This is a genomic window from Deltaproteobacteria bacterium, assembly GCA_013151915.1.
Taxonomy (GTDB): Bacteria; BMS3Abin14; BMS3Abin14; order BMS3Abin14; family BMS3Abin14; genus BMS3ABIN14.
Map to the genome: position 1 here is coordinate 15,098 of JAADHJ010000044.1, position 23,879 is coordinate 38,976.

The 23,879-nt window shown below is 56.3% G+C and carries 18 protein-coding genes and 1 riboswitch; of the genes, 17 read left to right on the forward strand and 1 reads right to left on the reverse strand.

Annotated elements, in window-relative coordinates; translation table 11 throughout:
- Positions 1–179: 179 nt before the first annotated feature.
- The 3 genes from rimO (at position 180) to GXP52_08325 (ending at position 2,997) form a co-directional block, all read left to right on the forward strand.
- Complete coding sequence (rimO, locus tag GXP52_08315; GenBank protein NOY87287.1) at positions 180–1,499, forward strand: 30S ribosomal protein S12 methylthiotransferase RimO; 1,320 nt, start codon at positions 180–182, stop codon at positions 1,497–1,499.
- Positions 1,500–1,506: 7 nt separating this feature from the next.
- A complete protein-coding gene (locus GXP52_08320) occupies positions 1,507–2,235 on the forward strand; it encodes a methyltransferase (protein ID NOY87288.1) in 729 nt (242 codons plus the stop codon).
- A 147-nt stretch (positions 2,236–2,382) separates the two neighbouring features.
- Positions 2,383–2,997 carry a porin family protein gene (locus GXP52_08325; GenBank protein ID NOY87289.1) on the forward strand — a complete coding sequence of 205 codons (615 nt, stop codon included), beginning with the start codon at positions 2,383–2,385 and terminating at the stop codon, positions 2,995–2,997.
- Here the strand turns inward: GXP52_08325 and GXP52_08330 are convergent.
- The gene (locus tag GXP52_08330) at positions 2,988–3,326 is read right to left on the reverse strand and encodes a DUF721 domain-containing protein (protein ID NOY87290.1); all 339 of its coding nucleotides are present in this window, start codon (positions 3,324–3,326) and stop codon (positions 2,988–2,990) included. The genes GXP52_08325 and GXP52_08330 overlap by 10 nt on opposite strands.
- Positions 3,327–3,469: 143 nt before the next feature.
- On the opposite strand from GXP52_08330, the gene GXP52_08335 reads away from it, so the two are divergent.
- The 14 genes from GXP52_08335 to fdhD all read left to right on the forward strand — a co-directional run bounded on the left by GXP52_08335 (position 3,470) and on the right by fdhD (position 23,835).
- A complete protein-coding gene (locus GXP52_08335; protein ID NOY87291.1) occupies positions 3,470–4,141 on the forward strand; it encodes a GntR family transcriptional regulator in 672 nt (223 codons plus the stop codon).
- A complete protein-coding gene (locus tag GXP52_08340) occupies positions 4,138–4,824 on the forward strand; it encodes a GntR family transcriptional regulator (GenBank protein ID NOY87292.1) in 687 nt (228 codons plus the stop codon). The genes GXP52_08335 and GXP52_08340 overlap by 4 nt, the downstream gene beginning before the upstream one ends.
- A gap of 293 nt (positions 4,825–5,117) precedes the next feature.
- Complete coding sequence (locus GXP52_08345) at positions 5,118–7,943, forward strand: molybdopterin-dependent oxidoreductase (protein ID NOY87293.1); 2,826 nt, start codon at positions 5,118–5,120, stop codon at positions 7,941–7,943.
- The gene (locus tag GXP52_08350; protein NOY87294.1) at positions 7,927–8,877 is read left to right on the forward strand and encodes a formate dehydrogenase accessory protein FdhE; all 951 of its coding nucleotides are present in this window, start codon (positions 7,927–7,929) and stop codon (positions 8,875–8,877) included. The genes GXP52_08345 and GXP52_08350 overlap by 17 nt, the downstream gene beginning before the upstream one ends.
- Before the next feature lie 125 nt (positions 8,878–9,002).
- Positions 9,003–9,116: riboswitch (molybdenum cofactor riboswitch) on the forward strand.
- Between the two features lie 147 nt (positions 9,117–9,263).
- Positions 9,264–12,359, forward strand: a complete 3,096-nt coding sequence (gene fdnG, locus GXP52_08355; GenBank protein NOY87295.1) for a formate dehydrogenase-N subunit alpha — start codon at positions 9,264–9,266, stop codon at positions 12,357–12,359.
- A 28-nt stretch (positions 12,360–12,387) separates the two neighbouring features.
- Positions 12,388–13,164 carry a 4Fe-4S dicluster domain-containing protein gene (locus GXP52_08360; GenBank protein ID NOY87296.1) on the forward strand — a complete coding sequence of 259 codons (777 nt, stop codon included), beginning with the start codon at positions 12,388–12,390 and terminating at the stop codon, positions 13,162–13,164.
- Positions 13,157–13,759, forward strand: a complete 603-nt coding sequence (locus tag GXP52_08365) for a formate dehydrogenase subunit gamma (GenBank protein ID NOY87297.1) — start codon at positions 13,157–13,159, stop codon at positions 13,757–13,759. The genes GXP52_08360 and GXP52_08365 overlap by 8 nt, the downstream gene beginning before the upstream one ends.
- A gap of 630 nt (positions 13,760–14,389) precedes the next feature.
- Entirely contained in the window at positions 14,390–15,811 is a 1,422-nt protein-coding gene (locus GXP52_08370) for an L-seryl-tRNA(Sec) selenium transferase (GenBank protein NOY87298.1), read from the forward strand.
- 12 nt (positions 15,812–15,823) lie between these two features.
- The gene (selB, locus tag GXP52_08375; GenBank protein ID NOY87299.1) at positions 15,824–17,773 is read left to right on the forward strand and encodes a selenocysteine-specific translation elongation factor; all 1,950 of its coding nucleotides are present in this window, start codon (positions 15,824–15,826) and stop codon (positions 17,771–17,773) included.
- Positions 17,770–19,005: a molybdopterin molybdotransferase MoeA gene (locus tag GXP52_08380; GenBank protein NOY87300.1), complete on the forward strand. Its 1,236-nt coding sequence runs from the start codon at positions 17,770–17,772 to the stop codon at positions 19,003–19,005. Before selB ends, GXP52_08380 begins: the two co-directional genes overlap by 4 nt.
- Positions 19,006–19,021: 16 nt before the next feature.
- A complete protein-coding gene (locus GXP52_08385) occupies positions 19,022–19,696 on the forward strand; it encodes a TIGR00153 family protein (GenBank protein NOY87301.1) in 675 nt (224 codons plus the stop codon).
- 95 nt (positions 19,697–19,791) lie between these two features.
- A complete protein-coding gene (locus GXP52_08390) occupies positions 19,792–20,991 on the forward strand; it encodes an inorganic phosphate transporter (protein NOY87302.1) in 1,200 nt (399 codons plus the stop codon).
- Between the two features lie 22 nt (positions 20,992–21,013).
- On the forward strand, positions 21,014–23,044 hold the full coding sequence (gene ligA / locus GXP52_08395) for an NAD-dependent DNA ligase LigA (protein NOY87303.1): 2,031 nt from the start codon (positions 21,014–21,016) through the stop codon (positions 23,042–23,044).
- The gene (fdhD, locus tag GXP52_08400; GenBank protein ID NOY87304.1) at positions 23,041–23,835 is read left to right on the forward strand and encodes a formate dehydrogenase accessory sulfurtransferase FdhD; all 795 of its coding nucleotides are present in this window, start codon (positions 23,041–23,043) and stop codon (positions 23,833–23,835) included. Before ligA ends, fdhD begins: the two co-directional genes overlap by 4 nt.
- Positions 23,836–23,879 lie beyond the last annotated feature (44 nt).

Below are 23,879 nucleotides of genomic sequence, written 5' to 3' on the forward strand. Positions count from 1 at the left end.
GGCTGTACTGTGGTAAATCAGCTTTTGATCTTTTCAGCTCCGCCCGGGATTGCCGCGTCACTCTCGTCTCCCTCGATGTTCCTCGCAATGACAGCAAAATAATAAAGGTACGCATTAACCGGATGGATGAACCTAAAGTAAAAAACTTGGAACCTGGAACACAGGAGACTATGGTACCGTTGCCCCACAAAAAGATGAAAATCGCTGTAGTTTCCCTCGGATGTTCAAAAAACCTTGTCGATACAGAGGTAATGCTGGGACACCTGGCCGATTCCGGATGTGAAGTTATCGACGATCCCGAGTCCGCGGACTGCATCCTCATCAATACATGCTCATTCCTTACCGAGGCGGTTTCCGAATCCCTGGACCGCATAGTGGAACTTGCCGCTATCAAGGGAAAAGGATCAGTCAAAAGGCTCGTTGTGGCCGGGTGCATGGTGAGCCGCTACGGTCAGGAACTGAAAGGCGAGGTCCCGGAGATTGATGCCCTGGTTTCACCATCTTCCCTGGAACAGGTGATGTCCGCGGTCATGGGAAGGGACATTGTCCCCTCCACGGACGAGACGTTTCCAACGCGCTTGATCTCCTTTCCTCCCCACAGGGCGTACCTCAAGATCGGGGATGGCTGTTCCAACCACTGTACCTATTGCATGATTCCCCGGATCAGGGGCGAATTCGTCAGCCGCCCCCTGCCTTCAATCGTGGATGAAGCCCGCTGGCTGGTCCAGCGGGGCGTGAAGGAGATCACCCTCGTCGCCCAGGATACCGGACGTTATGGCATGGACCGGGGTGGCGAAGATCTGCCGGAACTTATCCGGTCCATCCTGGAGGTGCGCGGCGACTTCTGGCTGCGGGGCATGTACATTCACCCCTCCCGGGTAAGCGGGCGTCTTCTGGAGGCACTTTCTTCCGATGAGAGGGTTTGCCGGTACATGGACGTCCCCTTCCAGCATGTATCACCCTCCTTGCTGGGACGTATGGGCAGGGGGGCCGCGCCGGAGCCGCGAAGGGTCCTGGAGATGGTAAGGAAGCAGCTTCCCGGAGTCTTTTTCAGGACCACTCTGATGACCGGTTTTCCGGGTGAGACCGAGGATGATTTCCAGGCTTTACTGAGTTTCGTCCGGGAAGCCGAAATCAATCACCTGGGCGTCTTCGCCTACAGCAGGGAAAAAGGCACACCGGCGGCCGGCCTCATGGCTCAGGTGGATCCGGGGACGGCCCGGGAGAGGTTGGAACTCCTGATGGAGGAGCAAAGCCGGATATCCCGGGTGCTTCTAAAGGATATGATCGGGTTGGAACTGGAGGTCCTTGTGGAGGGTGAGGACGATGAGGGCGCCTTCGGACGCCATAGGGGACAGGCTCCCGAAGTGGACGGCGTCGTCAGGCTGAACCGGCGTTGTTCTCCCGGGGATCGGGTTATGGTCCGGATCATGGAAAGCGGGGATTATGACCTTGAAGGGGAGATAATCAGTGGTGAAAATCCTCGCTCTGAACGCTGAAACCTGAATGACTACTTCCATTGACGAAATAGGTGGAAAAGGGCTGGTCGTTGTCCAGAGCGTGAGGGGAGCAAAGGCGTCCGTGGACGGACTTCTCCTCGCCCGTTTTCCTGATGTTGAGACCGGATGGCGTGTCGCTGATCTCGGATGCGGTAACGGATTGGTGGGGCTCATACTGGCACACGACCATCCCGGGTGTTCGGTGTTCGGCGTGGAGGTCCAGCGTGGTTTGATCCGTCAAGCTTCGGAAGGCGCCGGGTTGAGCGGCCTGGAAAACATCCGTTTTATTCAGGCTGACCTGCGGAATTATCCATGGAGGTGTGATCAGGCAGGGTTCGACCTGGTGGCAGCCAACCCTCCCTATAGAGAGGTTGGAAAAGGGAGGTTGAGCCCAGATCCTGTTCGGGCGGCCGCCAGGCACGAACTTCTTGGCAATGCGGAGGATTTTGCCGCCGCCGCCGCCGCCCTCCTCCGCCGGGGCGGTCGTTCCGTCTGGATATACCTGGCCGAGCGCCATAATCACCTCCTGGATATTCTCCAGGGCCATTTCCTGCAGCCGGTCAGGGTCCGATTTGTTCACTCCAGGACCGAAGCCGCCCCTTCTCTGGTTCTGGTCGAGGCCCGGAAGGGCGGCTCTCAACGGGCTCCGGTTGTCGATCCCCCCTTGATCATCTACGGGGAAAATGGACCCGGAGGTTATACCGACGAAGCCAGAAGGATTTTGTACGGGGAGTGATTTTAATGGGACTTTCTGCTAAAGTCCCCCGGATTTCGTTTTGTGTGATACGAAGTTTGCGCGGTTAATGTTGATGACCTCGCAAGAGGTCAACAACGCGCCCACTGAAGGACTTTTTACGATCCTACCAATATCGGCGAGGTGAGGATGAAAAGGATACTGGTTCTACCCCTGAGTTTTATTTTCACCGTTCTTTTCTGTTCTTCCGCTCCGGCACTGGAACGCATGTACGTCTCAGCACAATCAGGGGTTCTGACGCTTGACAACGGCACATTTGATGATCTGACAGATGAACCGGATCTTGGAAAGAGCGAAGTCCGGTTCGCCTCCGGTTCCAACAGGTTCGCCGTTCTTGGATATTCCTTCCCCAACGGCAGGCTGGAGATGGAGGCAGGGTACCGCCTCAACGATGTTGATTCTGTGGGGCTGACAGCGGTAAGCGGAGTTAAATACACTGCTTTAAGCTTTATGTTCAACGCCTATTACGACATGGAAAGGGAATCTTTCTACACTCCATATATCGGTGCGGGCATAGGCGGAGCCCATATCACCCTGGATGATGCAGGGGTCAAGGCGGATGACGACGTTCTGGCCTACCAGGCCATAGCAGGCATTGCGGTACATGTTACACGATCCATAGCCCTCGACCTGCAGTATCGGTTTTTCTATACGATGGAGGCTGAACTGAATACCGGTATCCACAAGTACAGCGGTTTTTTTAAGGCACACAACTTCTCGCTGGGTGTTCGCATCTATATATGATCCGGACCCCTTGTCTGCTTTCTGTCCATCTGAAACCGAATGTCGGTTACTATGTTTTCACCAACCTCCCTTTCCAGGCGGCGCAGCAGCTCGACCTTTCGCATGGACAGCTCGGTCATCCACCCGGACCCGCTGATAGCCACGACGATGGTTTTCCCCTGAAAACGGATGGCCTCCGAGTGTGTCGCAGCCTCACCGGCGACCGCCTTCCAGGCGTTAAGGGCCTTTCCCTTCAGGACGGTCTCCGGCGGGATGTCCAGGTTTTCCAGAACGCTTGAGATGACCTCCCCAATGGAAACCGGGCGCTGTTTTTTTATCCTTTCCCTCATGAACCTTAGCCTCTCAAAATCAGGAATTTCCGGAAATACATGGAATATTGCCATGACTTTGCACATTGTATGATGTATACTGTATACAATTATTGGACAGGCCGGCCAGATTACTTCCTATCAACCTAAATTATATCAGGAAAATGAAACTAAAAAAGCACAAAACACTGAGGGAACAGATTGCCACTTCACTTCGGGAGTCTATTATCCGAAGGGAGCTTCCTCCAGGACAGAAGCTTACCGAGCCGGAACTTGCGGCCAAACTGGGGATCAGCCGTACCCCCATAAGGGAGGCATTCCGTCAGCTTGAGAGTGAGGGTTTTCTGGCAGTGATCCCCCGTAGAGGGGCGGTGGTATCCACCATCACCGCCAAACAGGTGGAGGATTTTTACGAGATCAAAAGTCTTCTGGAGGGATTCGCTGCCCGGGTCGTCGCAGAGAAAATATCGGACAGCGATATCGAAAAACTGAAAAGGGTAAACAGTCAACTGGCCGGATTGGCGGAAAAGGGGCAGCTCGAGGCGTTTTTCGCCAAGAATAACGACTTCCACAACTATTTCATCAAACTATGCGGAAATGAGAAACTTCTCGAAATTCGGGACGGCATGGTGCAAAGATTCAAAGGTTTTCGTATGGCCACGCTGTCCCTGCCCGGGCGGCTGATGGAGTCTGTAAACCAGCATAAGTCTATCATCAGGGCCTTCGAGAAAAAGGACGGTCGGTTAGCTGAAGCGGTCGTGGTTGAACATGCCCTGCTGGGCGGCGAGGAACTGGTCAAGATGATCAAGAGGATGGAGGAATCCGGGATCCATTGAAAGATTTCAAGATCAAGATCGAAGAGCCGAAGCTTCTGTCGGAGGATATCGCCGACTCCATAAGAACGGCCATCATCAAAGGAAAGTTCCGTCCGGGGGAGAAGATATCCGAGGGCGAACTGGCCGATTCCATGGGAATCAGCCGTACCCCTCTCCGGGAAGCGTTCCGGAAGCTGGAAAACGAGGGGTTCATAGAGATAATCCCACGGAAAGGGGCTGTTGTTACCGAGATCAACCCCGATGAAGCCTTCCAGCTTTACGAGATAAAAAGCACCCTTGAAGGTCTTGCCGCCCGTCTTGCAGCCTCCCGTATGACAGGGAAGGACATCGAAAAGCTGGAGAAGATCAACGCCGAGCTTGAAAATCTTCAGGCAGCGGATGACCTTGATGGATTTTACAAAACCCACTGCAGGTTTCATGATGTTTTCGTAAAACTCTGCGGGAACAACCGTCTCATCCAGATGATTTCCAACCTGAACGACCATTTCAAACGTTTCAGTGTCGTTTCTCTAACCTTTCCAGGGCAATTTGATGAAGCGGCCAGACAACACAGGGAGATTATTGATGCCTTCCGAAGCGGTGATAAAAGGAGTATCGAGGCCAAGGTAAGGGAAAACGTTATTACCGGCGGCTTTGTTCTCGTTGAAAATCTCTCCGGAAAAGAGGGTGTTGACCGAAAATAATCGGTATCGGCGGATTTCCGTATCGTGTACTCCTTTTTCAGCGCCGCCGCCCCGGTTTTCCGTGGCAATTGATTCCCCGGCAATTATGATAGGGTCGTAAAAAGTCCGTTAACGGCTTTTTACTCCACGGAAAGCGAAAAGTGTCATTTTCACTTTCCTCACAAATCTTCGATTTGGGTGCCCCGTAGTAGGCGCATTAGTGTCATTTTCACTTTCTATCTGACATAATAAAAATTAATGAACTTATTGCAGATCTGCACGATTCCCACGGTGACAGGGGACCGGAGGAGCGCTTGAAAAACACTCGCATGAGCAGAAGAGGCTTCCTGAAAATCGGAGGCGGTCTTCTCCTTACCATCCTGCCTCCCGGCAGGGGAGAGGCATTTCGGGGACCAAAAACCCGTTCCGTGGTTTATGGCAGCGAAACGCCCAGCCGGTGTCCCCTTTGCTCCATGGGCTGCGGCGTTATTTATTTCAGGGACAGCGATGGACGATGGAACGTGGAAGGAGACCCGGATTGCCCAGTGGCCATGGGTTCCCTGTGCGCGCGTGGAAATTCTTTGATCGCCGTCACTGATGCCGCGGCATCGGTTGGGGCCCTGCACCGATATCCGGGCGAATCCCGTTGGCGGAAGGTTTCCTGGGATGATGCCGTCCATCTGGTCGGGCGGCGGATCAAGGATGTCCGGGACCGTGAAATGAGGGGGAGAGCCGATTCCAAGGGGTCTTCAAACCGTCTGGAGAACCTTGGGATGATATGCGGAGGGAGCCTGACCAACGAAGAGGCATATCTTCTTGCCAAACTCTTCCGGTCCATCGGAACCGTCAATATGGATACTACCGTCAGGGCCAGCCGTGGAATGGCTATCCTCGGCCTGTTGAGTGTCCTTGGCCTTCCCGCTCCAACCCATCCGCCGACCGATGTTGCCGAAAGCGACCTGGTCATCGTGGCCGGGTGCAACCCGGGCCAGACCGTGCCTGTACTCTCCCGCGCCCTGGACGAGGTGAGGCGGAGGAGCGGGACGGTGGTGTTTATTGAACCCAGATGGACTGAATCCATTAAAACCGGCGATATCTGGCTCCAGATCCGGCCCGGATGCGATGCTGCTGTCTTCGGCGGCTTTATCTCATGGATACTCGAACACGGGAAACGCAGGACCGAGGAACTGGTCAAGCATACAGACGCCTCTTTCTCAACTCTGACCGAGATCATGGGACAGTACCAGCGCTTTACAGGCGGCAAATCCAGGGGTATGCCAAAGAGCGATCCGGAGCTTTCCGGGCCCTATACCATCTATCAGCGATTGATACGGCACTACCGCCGATATAACCTGCGGAAAATCGCCGGGATCTCCGGGGTGGATCGGGATCTTTTTCGAAGGGTCTGCAAGGAACTGGTGAGAACGGGCCGTCAGGAATTCTCCGCCTCTTTTATCCTTGGGGCCGGTGCGTTATGCCGTCCATCGGGATCAGATACCGTTCGTATGGCCGCGATGATTCAGACTCTGCTGGGAAACCTGAAAAAACGGGGTGGCGGGATCGTTGTTCCATCCGGAGCTGGAAACGCCCAAGGTGTTTGCGACATGGGCCTCCTGGCATCATATCTTCCCGGCTATCTTCCTCTGCCGTTGGAGGGGACCGATTCCCGTAAAACCGGATTTGGAGGGGAGGACCCGGGCGCCATGGAAGCCCTGGCCAGGGCCTGGTTCGACAGTAAAAAACCGTCCGAGGCAGTAGGCTTTCTACCTGTAGTGAAAAAGGACGAGGGGATATCCATCAGCACCATCCTCCGTGACGTTGCCAATGAAAAAATCAAGGTACTGATAGTTATCGGTTCCGACGTGGTCAACAGTTTCCCCGGTGGAAAAACAGTCCGTGGGGCGTTGGAGAAACTAGATCTCCTTGTTGTTGTTGACACAGCACCCAACGAGACCAGTCTCTTCTGGAAGGAGACCGCCCGTGGGAGTTCCGCCCTTAAGACGGAGGTTATTTTTATCCCCATGGAACCCCCGGCCCTTCGTTCCGGAAGCATGACGGATGCGGGAAGAAGGGTCCGCCGTATTGTCCCCGCCCACGGCCTGCCGGAAACGGTTCCTTCTCTTCTCAATACCATCACCCGGCTCGGTGTTATCATAAAGAAAATGGCCCGCAGCGAAGGAGGTCCTGGTATCTCTCCGATAACGTCCCTGAGATGGCCCATTTGGGCCGATCCGGAGGCCGTTGCCAGGGAGATCAACGGGGTAGTGGACGGTGGGGTTGAGGAGGTGACCCCGCTCGGCCCCGGCCGGGACTGGCCCAGGGGGTCGTCCTGCGGTAACCGTCTCTACCGCGGCCAGGTGACCGATGAGGCGTGGTTGGCCGGGAGAAGGGATTTCTCGGATCCCTACGGCCTCGGACTTTTTGAACGGTGGGGCTGGTTCTGGCCCTGGGGAATGCCCGATCCGTTTTCCTGGGTCTTTGGCCATGAACGGGACCGGTCCGTACTGCTTCGCTGGTCAGGTTCGCCGAAGGTCATACCCGATCTGTCAATCCGGTTCTGGAGAATAACAGCAGTGGGTCCACCCTTCCCGGACCACTACGAACCCTTTCACAGCCCCCTTCCCGATTATCTGACGGGGGGCAGATCCGACCCGTCAATTGAGAAAATGGACGATAGTTCCGGTCCATGGGACTATCTTTCCAGGAGACCGGAGGATGTGCTGGGTAGATTTCCGGTGATCATGACGACCCATCGTACAGGCAACACAATGGGAAGCGGGGGTATCCTGGGGCAGGTGGGGTGGCTCAAGGAGCTGGGAACCGACCGAATGCTGGAGATGGGACCGGACATGGCAGCCGAACTGAAGGTGGTCAGCGGCGATGCGGTCGATATTAAAACGCCGTTTGTTACGGAACCTGTCCGTGCCCTGGCGCTTGTCACTTCCCGTCTGGGGAATTTTGGGTATAATGGGAAGCGTTACCATGTCACTTCCGTTACCGGTTTAAAACCCGGCCGGCCGGGGACCAACGAGCTCTTTTCCCCTGTCTTCAACGGCAGGGAGGGAGGCCTGCAGTTGAAAGCATTCATGGTGAAGGTGGAGAAGGCGAAAACAGGAGGACACAATGGCAAGCTCGAATGAAACCGGTTCGAATGCTATCCAGGCCCTCTTTCAGGGGGAAATGGACATGGAGGGAATGGAAGAGGTTCTGGAGCTTTACAGGGCACTTTCCACCCTCAACGCGAAGGCGCTGAAACCCGGGAAAAAGTTTCATGCACCAGGCGGGGATGAGGCCGAAATGAGGTTGAAGGAAGGGTTCATCCTTCTTCAGCCCGCCGAGATCATTCCCTCCGAGAAAGCCCTGCTTAACAGGGCCGTGGAGATACTCGAAGTACTAAAGCTCCATTCCGACCACGAGGGTGAAAAAGAGGAGGCATCGAACCTTCTCGAGGGAAAAGGGCTGTTTCGAAAAATGGTGGAAAATTACCTTGTTGACGGCGAGGACAGGCTTCGGGAAAGGGGCGTCATCCCTCAGTCCCTCAATTCGGAGGTCGCCCTCTTTACGGTCTTTAACGTCCTGAAGGGAACCTTTAAAGATATATCCCGGGCCTTCGGGAATGTTGACACTTCAGATTGGGAGCATGGATTCTGTCCCGTCTGCGGGGGAGGTCCCGCTGTTGCGACACTGGAGGGGGAGGGCGGAAAACGACATCTGATCTGCCACAGGTGTGAGACCAAGTGGCGTTTTGGAAGGATCCTGTGCCCTTTCTGCGGGAACAGCGACCACGAGAAGCTGGGGTTCTTCACTCTGGAAGACGGGGACAGCAGGCTGAGGGTGGATTTCTGCAATAGTTGCAGGGGATACATAAAAACGTGGGAAACAGGCGAGGATGACAATGGCCATCCGGAGGTGGAGGATCTCAAGACTCCCGGCTACGATCTGGCCGCGGAAGGGGAAGGGTACAGGAGAGGCGCCCCCAATATTTTCGGTGTCTGGGTTGGTTTTGACCTGGATGATGGGAGTAAGCCGGATGATGACCCGCCTGATCCGGAACGTGTTCCCCGGTCTTCATAAGGCTGTGAACATGGTCCTCACAACATAGTGCAGACTATGCGCCGGTTTTTTGCCAAAACATGGTTTTAGTGGTTGAAATTGATAATTTGATGGGGTAAAATTTATCTATAAAAATCGCTGAATACCAAATAGCTGACTTCCGATCCTGTTGCGTCCTACCGGGATGGGCAGGACGATAGGGTGCGGGGAGCAATCGCCGTGCCTGCCGTTTTTTGCAAAGGAAGCCGTGACAAGGTCATGGCTTCCTTCTGTTTTTTGGAGGGGTTTTTTCTGGACGGAACGGATCCAGGGAGAAGGGAGGTGAGCCCTGGAGATAATAGTGCGATCGGTCCCGAAAAAAGCTTGGACCTGTTATTAACCGTGAGGAAAGGAAGGTGATGACAAGGATGAATGTTACCAGGAGAGATTTTTTAAAGATCTCCGGCGTCGGTGTGTCCGGTGCGGCGTTAGGAGGACTCGGTCTTCGTGGTACATCCATGGCCGGGGCCAGAGGCGGTAATACGGCCATCAAGTACTCCAGGGAGTCGACCTCCATCTGTCCCTTCTGTGCCGTCGGATGCGGTCTTATTATCCAGGCCCACAACGGCAAGGTCGTCTACATTGACGGCGATCCGGATCATCCGATCAACGAGGGATCCCTATGCTCCAAAGCGCAGGCTGTGCGCCATGTCTCCGACAGCCCGTGGCGCATCACCAAGCCCCTGTACCGGGCCCCGAAGAGGGGGGAATGGAAAGAGGTCAGCTGGGACTGGGCCTACAGTGAGATTGCCAAGAGGATAAAAAAGAGCCGCGACGCGGGCTTTACCAGGATCAATGCCGGCGGACAGGTAGTCAACCGGAACGACGGGATTGCTTCGGTGGGTTCCGCAGCCCTCGACAACGAGGAGTGCTACATCCTTCAGAAGTGGCTCCGAGCACTGGGCCTGGTGTATATCGAACATCAGGCAAGGATATGACACAGCGCTACTGTAGCGGCTCTGGCAGAGTCGTTCGGACGCGGCGCAATGACAAACCACTGGATCGACATCCGCAATTCGGATGTTATCCTGATCAACGGCTCCAACGCCGCTGAGAACCATCCTATCTCATTCAAGTGGGTCAATAAGGCGCTGGAGAACGGCGCCAAGCTTATCAGTGTTGACCCGAGGTTTACCCGGACCTCCTCCAAGGCTGATATTTACGCCCCCATGAGGTCGGGAACGGATATCGCCTTCCTGGGCGGGATGATCAAGTACATCCTTGACAACGAGCTTTTCCACAGAGATTACGTGCGGATGTACACCAACGGCCCGTTCATCGTTAACGCAGGCTTCAAAATGCCGGGCGACCTGGACGGAGTGTTCTCCGGCTACGATCCCAAGAAGAGGAAGTACGACAAGAAGGCGTGGGCCCTCGTGAAAGACGGCAAGGGCGTAATTAAAAAGGATCCCGGTATGAAGGATCCAATGTGCGTTCTCCAGCTTCTTAAAAAGCAATTCTCACGCTATACCCTGGATAAGGTGTCGGCCATCTGCGGCACACCCAAGGAAAAGCTGTTGGAGGTCTACAAAACCTACGTCTCTACGGGAAAGCCCACCCGGACGGGCACTATCATGTACGCCATGGGGTGGACCCAGCATACGGTGGGTACTCAGAATATCCGGACCATGGCCATAATCCAGCTCCTGCTGGGCAATATCGGGATGTCGGGCGGCGGCGTTAACGCCCTGAGGGGTGAATCCAACGTTCAGGGTTCCACGGACCACTGCCTGCTGTTTCACATCCTGCCGGGCTATCTGAAGACCCCGAGGGCCAAGGACTCCTCCTTCGCCAGGTACAATAACGCCTATACCCCCAAGACCAGTGAGCCCTATTCGGCCAACTGGTGGTCCAATTACCCGAAGTACAGCGCAAGCCTGCTCCGGGCGCACTTCGGAAAAAGCGCCTCTCTGGAGACCCAGTACCAGTGGCTGCCGAAGCTTGACAACGGACAGAACGCCTCCTGGCTGATGCTCTTCGACGAGATGTACAAGGGCAAGTTCACGGGATTCTTCGCCTGGGGACAGAACCCGGCATGTTCCGGCGCCGATTCCGCCAAGACCCGCCAGGCCCTGACAAAGCTGGACTGGATGGTCAACGTTAACCTGTTCGACAACGAAACCGGCTCTTTCTGGCGCGGTCCCGGAATGGACCCTTCCCAGATCAAGACGGAGGTCTTCTTCCTGCCCTGCGCCATGTCCTTCGAGAAGGAGGGAAGCATCACCAACAGCGGCCGCTGGGGCCAGTGGCGATATGCCGCGGCGCCACCTCCGGCACCACCCGATTCGGAGCTTCTCAATGAACTCCAGTTCCGGGTTAAAAAGCTGTACCAGGAACAGGGCGGCGTCTTCCCCGATCCCATCCTGAACATGACCTGGGATTACGGCCCCAAGGGACCCGACGGCAAAGTGCGCCGCATGGATACCCACCTCATCGCCAAGGAGATCAACGGGTATTTCCTCGAGGAAAGGACCATTAAGGGCAAAACCTACAAACCCGGCGACCTCGTACCGTCCTTCGGTTTTCTGCAGGCCGATGGGTCCACTTCGTCGGGCAACTGGCTCTACTCCCAATCCTACAACGGCAACGGTAACAATATGGCCCGCCGGGGCAAGTCCGATCCCACGGGCACCGGCCTTTATAACGGCTGGTCCTGGTGCTGGCCCGTCAACCGGCGGATCATCTATAATCGCGCCAGCGTCGACGAGTACGGCAAGCCCTGGGCTCCCCAGAAGCCGGTCATCTACTGGAACGGCGCGAAATGGGTTGGTGACGTTCCTGACGGCGGGTGGCCGCCCCTGCGGAAACCTGATGGAACGTGGAACGAAAAGACCAAGCTGGCCTACATCATGAAACCCGAGGGTGTTTCCAGGCTCTTCGGTCCGGGCCGTGCGGATGGACCATTCCCCGAGCACTACGAGCCCTTGGAGAGTCCCCTCGAGAAAAACCTCATGAGCCCACAGAGGGTCAACCCGGCGATCAAGATTTTCTCGGGGAAACTCGATCAGTTCCTTAACGACGACGACCGCTATCCACTCGTCGCCACGACCTACCGGCTCACGGAGCACTGGCAGACGGGTGTGCTGACCCGCTGGCTGCCCTGGCAGGTCGAAATGCAGCCTGCCAACTTCGTAGAGATAAGCGAGGAGCTCGCCAAGGAAAAGGGTATCGGAAACGGGGACAAAGTCGTTGTCTCCTCCGCCCGTTCAAGCGTGGACGCGGTTGCCCTGGTGACGAAGCGCTTCACACCGTTCAAGATCGCGGGTGCCATCGTGCACCAGGTGGGTCTGCCCTGGTGCTTCGGATGGGCCACCACCAAGGAAAACGACGTCATGGCCAACGGCAAAGTGTACACCAACCACACTTTCGGCGATTCTTCCAACCTGTTGACTCCATTCGTTGGGGATGCCAACACAATGATTCCTGAGACGAAGGCCTTCATGGTCAACGTCAAGAAGGCATAGAAAGGGGGTGATTTGAGTGGCTGAGAAAATGATAGTAATCGATACATCCAAATGCATGGCCTGCCGCGGCTGCCAGACAGCCTGCAAGCAGTGGAATAACCTTTCGGCGGTGGTAACGGAAAATCACGGCAGCTACGAGAACCCCCCGGACCTCTCCTACAACACCTACACCAGGATACTTTTCAACGAGGTGGAGACGGATGGAGGTCTGCGCTGGTTCTTCGGCCAGGCCCGGTGCATGCACTGCTCGGATGCCGGGTGCATGAAGGCCTGCCCGGTCCCCGGCGCCATTACCCGCGACGGCAATGGGGCTGTCGTTATCAATCAGGATGTTTGCACCGGCTGCAAGTACTGTGTCTTCGGGTGCCCGTTCAACGTCCCGCGTTTCGATAGGGGTAACGCAGAGGGCGCCGGCGTGGATAAGGCGTTCAAGTGCACCATGTGCTTTGACCGCCAGTCCATGGGAATGGAGCCGGCATGCACCAAAACATGTCCTACGGGTGCTCTTTTCTTTACCCGCAGCTCCAAACTTCCGGCCGTCAAAGCCATGGCCAAGGAAAAGGGACTTACGGTATACGATGGCGGGGCACTGAACACCCACGTAGTCGTTCTCCTGGAGGACAAACCTTCGGTTTACGGGCTCCCCGACAAACCGGCCATCCCCACGTCGACCTATCTGTGGCGGTCGGTCATGAAGCCTCTTGGTGTCGTAGTCTTCCTGGCGGGAGTATTCGCGGCCATTGCCCATTTCGTGACCATTGGACCTCAGGAAGCCGATGAGGAAGGAGGTGACAGCGATGTCTAAACATCTTATTAAGCGCTATACCTCCGGTGAGAGGTTCTTCCACTGGCTCAATATGCTGGCCTTCATCGTGCTGGCCCTGACCGGATTGGGGCTTTACAGCCACAAATTCTTCTGGCTAACGGGTGTTTTCGGCGGGGTGGACATGTCCAGGGGTATTCACCATTACACAGGATTGGTGTTCATTGTGACGACCTTCATCATCTTCTTCCAGTGGATGAAGGACTACACCACACCTGGCCAGGATTCCCTGGGGATCGTCATCAAGGAGTATATGGACCCGTCTTTCCATGGCCCTGACGCAGGCAAGCTTAACGCCGGCCAGAAGTCCCTCGGTTGGACGGTTTTCCTGCTCGGCCTGCTCATGGGCGCAACAGGGTTGGCCTTGTGGTTCCCCTTCACCTTGGGGCGTGGACTTCAGCAGTGGATGTACTTCCTCCACAACCTTGGATTCATCTTCTTCATGCTGGCAATGATCGCGCATGTGTACATGGGAACCGCTGCCAATCCCGGAACCTGGAGGGCCATGACCAAAGGTACGGTTACCAAGGCCTGGGCCAAAAAACACCATGGCGCCTGGGAAGGCGAAGAAGTGTAGCAGAGTAACACAGCATCCTGAAAAGGGTGAAAGGGGCTCCGAAATGGGGCCCTTTTTTTTGGGGGTCATCCTGGGAATGCGTACCTGAATGAATACCGGATCGGGTAAAAAGACAATTTAACACAGGGTACACGGGGTTAAGCAGGGTACACAGAGTTAAGGCAAAATTCTTAACGGGTTCAAGATTTCTAACGTCCTACCCGGCGTACCTTGCGGTGAAACAGCTTTATTTCTGTTTTTGCACAGTTCAAGAACAAAGCTGACCGCAAGTTAACGAAGTTTTGCTAACTTTAAAACCAGGACCTTATGGTTTTTAGATCTCCTCTGCTTGCCAGGTCGAAGCCTTGGCGAAGACTGGTAAAACCCTCTTTAAAACCCTGTGGAACGGCCTGCGAAGGGCCGTGCTGTGATAAATTAGCTTTTGACCTTCTCAGCTCCGCCCGGGATTGCCGCGTCACTTTCGTCTCCCTCGATGCTCCTCGCAATGACAGCAAAATAATAAAGGTACGCGTTAACCGGATGAACCCTTTTTTTCTGTTTTCCCGAGTGGTTCCTTGACAAGTAGCAGTCCGTATTGGACTATTGATTCTTACACCGGTTGTTGAATGTTCTCCATATAAAGGACCATCGATGCCCTCGGAAAACAACAGAAAAAACCTTCTTCGCCACCTTCCCAAGGTGGACCAGGTCCTGGCACGTGCAGCCCTTTCGTTCTCCTCACCCGCAATTGCCCCGCGCATCGTAAAGGACGCGGTGAGAGAGGAGATCTGTTTTCTCAGGGAAAGGGTCCTTTCGGGGGAGATCACCGAACCGGGACTGCTTTCCATCGATGTCGTCGCTGACGGTGCGAAAAGGCGGGCGGCGGTTAAGAATGTTCCCCGGCTGCGCAGGGTCATCAACGCCACCGGAGTGGTCATTCACACCAACCTGGGCCGCAGTCCTCTGCCCGATAAGGCCGTTCGGCAGATGCAGCTGGCCGCCTCGGGATACTCCAACCTCGAATACAGCCTTAAAGAAGGAAAGCGTGGCTCCAGGGACGATCTCATTGAAGGGCTTCTGAGCGAGATCACGGGGGCGGAAGCCGCCACGGTAGTCAACAATAACGCAGCGGCCGTAATGTTGGTCCTCAATACCCTTGCGGCCGGATGTGGAGTGGTTGTCTCGCGGGGTGAACTGGTTGAGATCGGCGGTTCTTTCCGCATACCCGACGTCATGTCCGCCAGCGGGGCCCGTCTTCTGGAAGTGGGGACCACCAACCGCACGCGCATAGGTGATTATCGCCAGGCTGTCGATGAGAACACAGCGCTTCTACTAAAGGTCCATACCAGCAACTACAGTATCGTCGGCTTTTCAGAGGAAGCAAGTGTCAAGGACCTTGTCGTACTTGGACGGGAAAAGGGAATTCCGGTCATGGTGGACCTGGGCAGCGGTTGTCTCCTGGATGTCAGGACCCTGGGGCTGTCGCACTACGAGCCCACCGTTATGGATGTCCTGAAGGCGGGGGCCGATGTGGTTACCTTCAGCGGCGACAAACTCCTGGGGGGACCTCAGGCGGGCGTTATTCTTGGGAAAGCTTCCACAATACAACGCATTCGGAAGAATCCCATGAAACGCGCGCTTCGGTGCGGGAAAATAACCCTGGCGGCCCTTGAGGCTGTCCTGAAAATCTATCTGAACCCCGAGACCGCCGTTGGGAACTTGCCCATACTGAGGATGATCACGGCGAGCAGGAGTTCCGTTTCCCGCCGGGCCCATCGGTTTGCGGATCGCCTTAAGGATCTTCCGGCCCAGGTGTCCTTCCTTCCTGCATTATCAAAGGTCGGCGGCGGCTCCCTTCCCCTGGAGGAGATGCCCACCGTCCTCCTGGCCCTGGAGACCGAGGCGCTTTCCGCGCAGGATTTTGAGGCCCGGCTGAGGGAACAGGATCCGCCTGTGATAGGGCGTATCGTGGAGGATCGGGTGTGCCTGGACTTCAGGACCGTTTTGCCGAGAGAACTGGGGGAACTGGAACGAGCCATAAGGGGAGCGATCGGTTTCCGGGAAAACACGTAGAGCCGGTAATATATGACCGATACCCGAACGCATATCATAATAGGCACCGCCGGCCACATAGACCACGGCAAGACCTCCCTCGTCCGATCCCTCACCGGGTTTGACACGGATCGACTCAAGGAGGAGAAGGAACGTGGAATTACCATTGAACTCGGGTTTGCTCCACTGACCCTGCCTTCAGGATTACGCGTCGGGCTGGTGGACGTTCCCGGGCACGAGCGGTTCGTACGGAACATGGTCGCCGGGGCCACCGGAATTGACCTTGTACTCCTTGTTATTGCCGCCGATGAAGGTGTCATGCCTCAGACCAGGGAGCACCTTGATATCTGCCGGCTCCTTGAAACAAGGGGTGGAATGGTAGTGCTCACCAAGGTCGACATGGTTGAGCCTGATTGGCTCGAGATGGTAACGGAAGATGTCAGGGAATACCTGTCGGAGACCTTTCTGTGCGACGCACCGATTATCCCCTTTTCGGCCGTTGACGGCACAGGTAAAGAGGAACTCCTCAGGGCGATGGACGAAGCGGCCATGCTGGTTCCCGGAAAGAACCTCGAAGGAGTTTTCCGCCTGCCGGTGGATCGTGTCTTCTCCATGAAGGGGTTCGGCACTGTGATAACAGGAACCCTTATCTCCGGGAAGGTAGCGCTGGGCGAGGAGGTAAACTTCTTCCCCGAGGGCAGGAGGGCGAAAGTTCGCGGCATCCAGGTTCACGGCGAACAGGTCCGGGAGAGTTCCGCGGGCACTCGCACGGCATTGAATCTTCAGGGAATCGAAAAAGGACAGATCCGCCGAGGGGAAACCGCGGCCCATGCGGGTTCACTTATTCCAACCTATCTTCTTGATACCCATGTCAGGCTTTTATCCTCCGCACCGAGGCCCCTGAAAAATCGCAGCCGGGTGCGTCTCCATCTTTACACCTCCGAAATAATGGCCCGAGTTGTCCTGCTGGAGAAAGAAGCCCTCGATCCAGGGCAGGAGGCGTTGGCACAGATACGCCTGGAAGCGTCGGCGGTTGCTCAGCCGGGCGACAGGTTTGTCCTCCGCAGCTATTCTCCAATCACCACCATCGGTGGAGGAGTTGTACTGGACCCGGCGCCGGCGAAGCACCGGCGCATGCGGCAGACGGTTATCGCCCATCTGACACGCCTGCAGACGGATGATCCAGGCAAGAGGATGGAAGCTCTATTGGATGAGGCAGGTGATTACGGTGGGACGGCCGGAGTCATCGGGATCAGGGCGGGTGTTTCCGTACCTGGGGCCATCGGGCTGTTGCGGGACCTTGAGGCTGAAGGAAAGGCTGTGCTCATTGGCGATGGTGCCGGGGCTCTTGCCTACTCCTCGACGTCCTTCGATGGTCTGAAAGACCGGCTTGTCAAGGTTCTCGACGTTTTTCACCAGGCGCACCCCCTTAAAAAGGGCATGGGGAGGGAGGAGCTCCGGATGAAGTTCGCGAGCATGTTGCCCGATCGGCCCTACAAAAATCTCCTGTCGGCCCTTGGGAAAAAAGACGTGATCGGGGTTGAGGGGGACACTGTCTTCCTCAGGGCCCACACCGCTGCATTTACCCCCGAGCAGGAGGAGTTGGCGAAGAGGGCCGCCTTGATTCTTGACGCCGCCGGCCTGTCAACCCCCTTCGTTCCCGATCTTGCCGGGGACCTGGCCGTGGATATAGGCCATCTGAAAGCCGTTCTCGGCCTCATGTCCGAAAGGGGCGATGCGGTCAGAGTCAAAGACGACTTCTATATCCATCCCGATGCCAACAGGACCCTTATGGAAAAGGTGGACAGCTATTTCGCATCCAATACCGAACTCTCCATGAAAGGGTTCCGGGAGATCGCCGATACCAGCAGGAAGTGGATGATTCCCCTCCTTGAGTACCTGGACAGGATGCAGGTAACCATGAGGAAAGGAGACGTGCGCATAAAGCGCGGCGGCACGCAGAAGGGAGGAAGAGCCTCATGATCCAGGTATCGGAGGCAAGGAGGATTATTCTGGAAAACACTCATGTCGGTGGGGTGGAGGTCGTGCCCCTGACCGATTGTCTGGGACGGGTTCTCGCCGAAGCCGTCCATGCCTGCCGTGATGTTCCCCCCATGGATAACTCGGCCATGGACGGATTTGCCCTGAACGCCGCCCAATCCACCGGGGCCTCTGAAGCCGCACCTGTCTTTATCCCCGTGTCCCGGACAATCAGGGCCGGTGATGAGCCCGGGGCTGCCGTGGGTTCCCATGAGGCTGTGAAAATCATGACTGGAGCCCCGATCCCGGATGGCGTGGATTCGGTGGTGCGGGTTGAAGACACATCCTTTAAGGACGATTACCTCGTTCTCGGCAAACCCCTGGGGGTAGGCGATAACATCCGCGCCGCCGGCGAGGACATCGCCTCCGGGTCCGATATCCTGAAACCGGGAAGATGCCTCAATCCGGCCGACATGGGCCTTGTGGCCTCCCAGGGGATCGCCCAGCTGACCGTCTACAGAAGACCTACGGTAGCCATTCTTGCCACCGGGGATGAGGTGGTTGACCTGGGTGAGATTCCCCGCGATGCTCAGATATTCAGCAGCAACTCCTATACCCTGATGGGCCTTGTCCAAGAATGTGGGGCCATTCCCCGCGTGTTGGGCATATCCCCGGATGATCCCGCCCAAATGGCCGGAATGATCCGGGAAGGGCTGACTTCGGATGTGGTCGTTACATCCGGGGGGGTGTCCATGGGGGATTACGATTTCCTGAAGGACGTACTCGAGGAGATAGGCGCCAGGGTCCTCTTCTGCAGGGTCGCCCAGAAACCGGGCAAGCCCATGACCTTCGGCGTTATGGGCTGGAAACCCATATTCGCCCTTCCGGGCAACCCCGTATCCGCTGCCCTGTCCTTCGAACTCTACGCCCGTCCGGCCATCAGGAAGATGATGGGCCACACCAGACTTTTCAGACCCACAATTCAGGCACTTATGGAGCAGAGCATCAGAAAGAAAAAAGGCCGTAGAAATTTTATCCGAGGCATAGTAGAGAGAAAGGATGGAATATTTTACGTGAGAACAACGGGTAAGCAGGGATCCGGGATACTGCGGTCAATGTCCTCCGCAAACGGGATTATTATTCTATCCGAGGACGTTGACGGTGCCGAGGCCGGTCAACCAGTCGATGTGTACCTGCTGAACAGTGATGATGTGCTCCTGGAAGGGGGCGTTTGATGCGGGAGGAAAACCCATGAGAAGAACCATTTTCGAACTTTTCGCCAAATCCCCATTCGGTCCCCTGCAGGACCATATGACGAAAGTGATGGATACCGCCAAGCTTATCCCGGACCTCTTCAAGGCCTTTGAAGAGGACGACGAAAAAATGTTCGATGAGCTGTCGAAAAAGATCGGGCATGCGGAATATGAAGCCGACATCATAAAAAACGAGATCCGGGGCGATCTGCCCAAGACCATTTTTACACCGGTGGCACGGAAAGATATTGTGGATATCCTGTCCTTTCAGGACAAGATCAGCGATGTGGCCGAGGACGTTATGGTCCTTTTGAACATGCGCAAGCTTCCGTTTCCAAAGACGATCAGGGATGAGCTGTGGGGCTTCATAGGGCAGGTAATGACCACCGTGGAGCATTTTGCCAGGATCAGCAGCGAGCTGGATGAACTGGTTGAGGCTTCTTTCGGCGGAGCCGAGGCCGGAAAGGTCACCGAGATGATCGACGCACTGGGCCGTGAGGAGCACAAGGCCGACCGGATGCAGCATGACCTGCTCAAAAAACTACTTGCCCTGGAGGATGAATTTGGGGCCTTGAATATTGTTCTTTGGATGAAGGTCCTGGGGGCGTTGGGGGATATCGCGAATAACGCCGAGAGGACGGGCAATCGTATTCGCCTTTTCATTTCCAAATAAAATCCATCGGGATGCGCCGCGATTGAGTAGGGGTGTTATTCGTGCTTGAGCTTGGAATCTGGGTTTTTTGGGTCAGCCTTGCGGTCTGCTTCTATATGGCATGGAACATCGGCGCCAACGATGTGGCCAACGCCATGGGAACGTCCGTGGGTTCCCACGCCGTCAGCCTCAAGCAGGCTGTTTTACTTGCAGGGGTGTTCGAATTCGCCGGGGCTTTCCTCGTTGGGGGGCACGTCACCGACACCGTTCGCAAGGGGATCGTTTCTCCCGCCATTTTCCAGGGCAACGCGGACCTCTTCGTCCTGGGAATGCTGTCGGCCCTGCTGGCGTCGGGTATCTGGCTGAACCTGTCCACAGCGTTGGGCCTTCCCGTCTCCACCACCCACTCCATCGTGGGGGCCATTGTGGGTTTCGGCCTCCTTGTCGGCGGGATGTCTGCGATAAACTGGGGAAGGCTGGGCTCGGTGGTGGCGAGTTGGTTTATCTCCCCGTTGGTCGGGGGGGTTATCGCGTTTGTTACCTTCTCGTTCATCAAAAGGACCGTTCTGGCGTCCTGGGATCCTGTCCGTGCCGCGAGGAGAGTCGTTCCAATCCTCATCTTTCCGGTGGCCGTTGTGCTTGTCTTATCCATGCTCTTTAAAGGGCTGAAAAATCTGCATCTGGATATTCCCTTCAGGGAAGCCCTCATTATCGCCCTTGCCGTCGGCGTTCTGGCCTACCTGACCATGAAGTTCATCCTGGTGAGAAAGTATGCCGTCAGACCAAGGAAACGGAAGGCTGCATTCGATCAGGTTGAAGGGATATTCAGATACCTCCAGATTGGGACTGCCTGTTACGTGGCGTTCGCCCATGGCGCAAATGATGTCGCCAACGCCATCGGGCCGTTCGCCGCCATTGTGTCCGTATTTAAAACCGGCAATCTCGAAATGACAGTGGGCGTACCGATATGGATCCTTGCCCTGGGCGGCGTTGGGATCGTCATCGGCCTGGGAACATGGGGATACAAGGTCATCGAGACGGTGGGCAGAAAGATCACCTCTATTACACCCTCCCGCGGTTTCTCGGCGGAGTTTGCCACCGCAACTACTGTTCTCGCCTGCTCCAAACTTGGTCTGCCGGTTTCCACCAGCCATACTCTGGTAGGATCCATCATCGGTGTGGGCATGGCCAAGGGGGTGGCGGCCATCAACCTTCGGGTGATCCGCAATATCATCAATTCCTGGCTCATTACCATTCCCGCCGCCGCCGTTTTGACCATCCTTATCTTCCTCCTGCTCAAGGCAGTCGCCCTGTGAGTGCCTGTAGGGCAGTGACCAGGTGACCGTTCCGGAAAAAGTCAGGCGGGAAGTGGAGGAACTCCGCCGGCAGCTCGAACGGCACAACTACCTCTACTACACCCTGGACAGGCCGGAAATCCCGGACGAGGAGTATGACCGCCTTCTCAGACGCCTGGCCGATCTTGAGAAATCCCACCCGGAACTTGAGTCCCCGGATTCCCCCACGGCCCGGGTCGGCGCCCCCCCCCGGAAGGATTTCGGAGCAGTCAGACATACGATTCCCATGTTGTCTCTGGGTAATGTTTTCAATGAGGGGGAGGCGTTGGAGTTTGACCGCCGTCTCAAACGGCTGCTGAAACCCTCCGGCGAGATCGACTATGTTGTCGAACCCAAACTCGACGGCCTTGGTGTAGAGCTTGTCTACGAGAGGGGATCCCTGGTCCTGGGTTCCACACGTGGCGACGGGATGGTGGGTGAGGATATCACAGCGAACCTGCGGACGGTCCGGTCGATCCCCCTTCGTCTGGGCGCTTTGCCCCGCAGAGGTGGCACAGAACTTGAGGTGCCCGACCGCATGGAAATACGCGGTGAAATACTCATGTTCAAGGATGAGTTCCAGGCGCTCAATGCCCGACGTCTTGAGGAGGGCGAACCCCCATTCGCCAACCCGAGGAACGCCGCCGCCGGCTCCCTCAGGCAGCTCGATCCGGGTGTGACGGCATCACGGCGCCTGGACGGGTTTTTTTACACTGTAGGGGAATTGTCGGATGCCGGACCGGACAACCAGTGGGACCTGCTGTCCTACCTGTCCAGCCTGGGTTTGAAGGTCAACCATCTTCGCCGCCGATGCCTGGGCATGGATGATGCCCTGGCATTCTATGACGAGCTGCTCCAGTTGAGGGACGACCTGCCCTACGAGATCGACGGCATGGTGATCAAGGTGAACAGGTTCGACCAGCGTGAGATCCTGGGGACTTCCTCCCGAAGCCCGAGATGGGCCATAGCCTACAAGTTCCCCCCCCAGCAGGTTGAGTCGGTCGTTAACGATATTGTCGCTCAGGTAGGAAGAACCGGGGTCATTACCCCGGTCGCTGTGCTCCAACCGGTCAAGGTCGGGGGAGTTACAGTCTCCCGGGCGACCCTTCACAACCAGGATGAGATAGACCGCAAGGATGTCAGGATCGGCGATACGGTTCTGGTCCAAAGGGCCGGGGACGTCATCCCCGAGGTGGTGGATGTCCTCGGGAGCAGACGAACCGGCAAAGAGGTCCCCTACACCATCCCTGACAGTTGTCCTGTCTGCGGGGCTCACGTGATCCGTCTGGAGGGCAAGGCGGCCCACCGCTGTACCAACATCGCCTGCCCTGCCCAGGTCAAGGAGAGGATTTTTCACTTCGCCTCCCGCGGAGGAATGGACATCGAGGGGCTCGGGAGAAAAACCATATCTCAACTCGTCGACGGGAAAATGGTGAAAGACCCCGCGGATCTTTACCTCCTGAAGGAGGATCAACTCCTTTCTCTGAACCTGTTCGCGGACCGGTCTGCGAAAAAACTGCTGGAGGCCATAGACGCCACCCGGGGGAGGCCGTGGTCCAGGTTTATCTTCGCTCTCGGAATCCCGCTTGTTGGAAGGTTCGTTTCAAAGATTCTCGCCGACCGGTTCAGGACCCTTGCGGAGCTCAAGGAGGCAACGGTCGACCAGATGGCGGCCATCGACAATATCGGCCCGGGGACAGCTGAATCGGTGCGGGCCTTTTTCGATGAGGAAAGCAACGTCCGTGTCGCCGGCAGGCTTTACAGTTATATAAAACCTGAGATCCCAGGGGGGCACAGGGGGACGGACCTGGTTGGGAAGATCTTCGTACTCACCGGGACACTGGCGAATCTTACCAGGGAAGAAGCCAAAGAGAGGATCGAATCCCTGGGGGGGCGGGTGACGTCGTCCGTGAGCAGAAGAACCGACTACCTCGTCGCGGGTGCGGACCCCGGGAGCAAACTTCCCAGGGCGAAGGAACTTGGCGTCACGCTCCTGAATGAGGGTGACTTTCTGGTATTATTGGGAGAAGGATGATGGACGGCGACCCACGGCAGGAAATTCATGACGTCCTGGTCATCAAAGGTGACGAGGTTCTGGATGACACCCTCCCTGTGGTTCGCGAGGTGCCCCTGACGATATTCCTTAACGGGCGGGAGCTTATTACTCTCGTTACCACGGGAGACGCCAACCGGGCGCTGGCGTTGGGCTTCCTCCTTTCCGAAGGGTTCATTTCAAACAGGGGTGACCTTATATCTCTTCGGGATGATCCTGAAGTAGGGACGGTGGAGGTGGAAGTATCCGGCGATCTGTCCATGGTCGAGAAACTGTGGGAAAGGAGGACGGTAACCTCCGGGTGCGGCAAGGGGGCGACCTTCTACAGCGTGCTCGATTCCCTGCACGCAAGGCCGGTAACATCTGAACTGCGGATTACGCCGCGCCAGGTCTATCATCTCATGGCCGAACTCAACCGGATGTCCGGGCTTTACCGGGCCACACGCGGCGTTCATAACAGCGCCCTGGCCGATGAGGAGGGTATCCTGCTGTTTCGGGACGACATCGGCCGTCATAACGCGGTGGACAAGATCCGGGGGGCGGCCTTTCTTGAAGAAATTTCCCTCGAGGACAAGTTGCTTATTACCACCGGCCGCCTGTCCTCCGAGATCATCATCAAGGTGGCCAAGATGAGTATCCCCATTCTCGTTTCCAGGTCCGCTCCCACGTCGCTGGCGCTCGACCTGGCCAAAAGGGTGAAAATGACCCTGGTGGGTTATGTCCGGGGCGAGAGGATGACGGTCTACACCGGAGGCGAACGGATCAAGGTGTAAGAAACCAGTGCCTGGTGCCGAGGAATCAGTGGTTTTTACTAGGA

Coding starts and splice junctions, on each gene's coding strand:
- GXP52_08320 (NOY87288.1), top strand. CDS start 1,507: ATGACTACTTCCATTGACGAAATAGGTGGAAAAGGGCTGGTCGTTGTC.
- GXP52_08325 (NOY87289.1), top strand. CDS start 2,383: ATGAAAAGGATACTGGTTCTACCCCTGAGTTTTATTTTCACCGTTCTT.
- GXP52_08330 (NOY87290.1), bottom strand. CDS start 3,326: ATGAGGGAAAGGATAAAAAAACAGCGCCCGGTTTCCATTGGGGAGGTC.
- GXP52_08335 (NOY87291.1), top strand. CDS start 3,470: ATGAAACTAAAAAAGCACAAAACACTGAGGGAACAGATTGCCACTTCA.
- GXP52_08350 (NOY87294.1), top strand. CDS start 7,927: ATGGCAAGCTCGAATGAAACCGGTTCGAATGCTATCCAGGCCCTCTTT.
- GXP52_08360 (NOY87296.1), top strand. CDS start 12,388: ATGATAGTAATCGATACATCCAAATGCATGGCCTGCCGCGGCTGCCAG.
- GXP52_08365 (NOY87297.1), top strand. CDS start 13,157: ATGTCTAAACATCTTATTAAGCGCTATACCTCCGGTGAGAGGTTCTTC.
- GXP52_08370 (NOY87298.1), top strand. CDS start 14,390: ATGCCCTCGGAAAACAACAGAAAAAACCTTCTTCGCCACCTTCCCAAG.
- selB (NOY87299.1), top strand. CDS start 15,824: ATGACCGATACCCGAACGCATATCATAATAGGCACCGCCGGCCACATA.
- GXP52_08380 (NOY87300.1), top strand. CDS start 17,770: ATGATCCAGGTATCGGAGGCAAGGAGGATTATTCTGGAAAACACTCAT.
- GXP52_08385 (NOY87301.1), top strand. CDS start 19,022: ATGAGAAGAACCATTTTCGAACTTTTCGCCAAATCCCCATTCGGTCCC.
- GXP52_08390 (NOY87302.1), top strand. CDS start 19,792: ATGGCATGGAACATCGGCGCCAACGATGTGGCCAACGCCATGGGAACG.
- fdhD (NOY87304.1), top strand. CDS start 23,041: ATGATGGACGGCGACCCACGGCAGGAAATTCATGACGTCCTGGTCATC.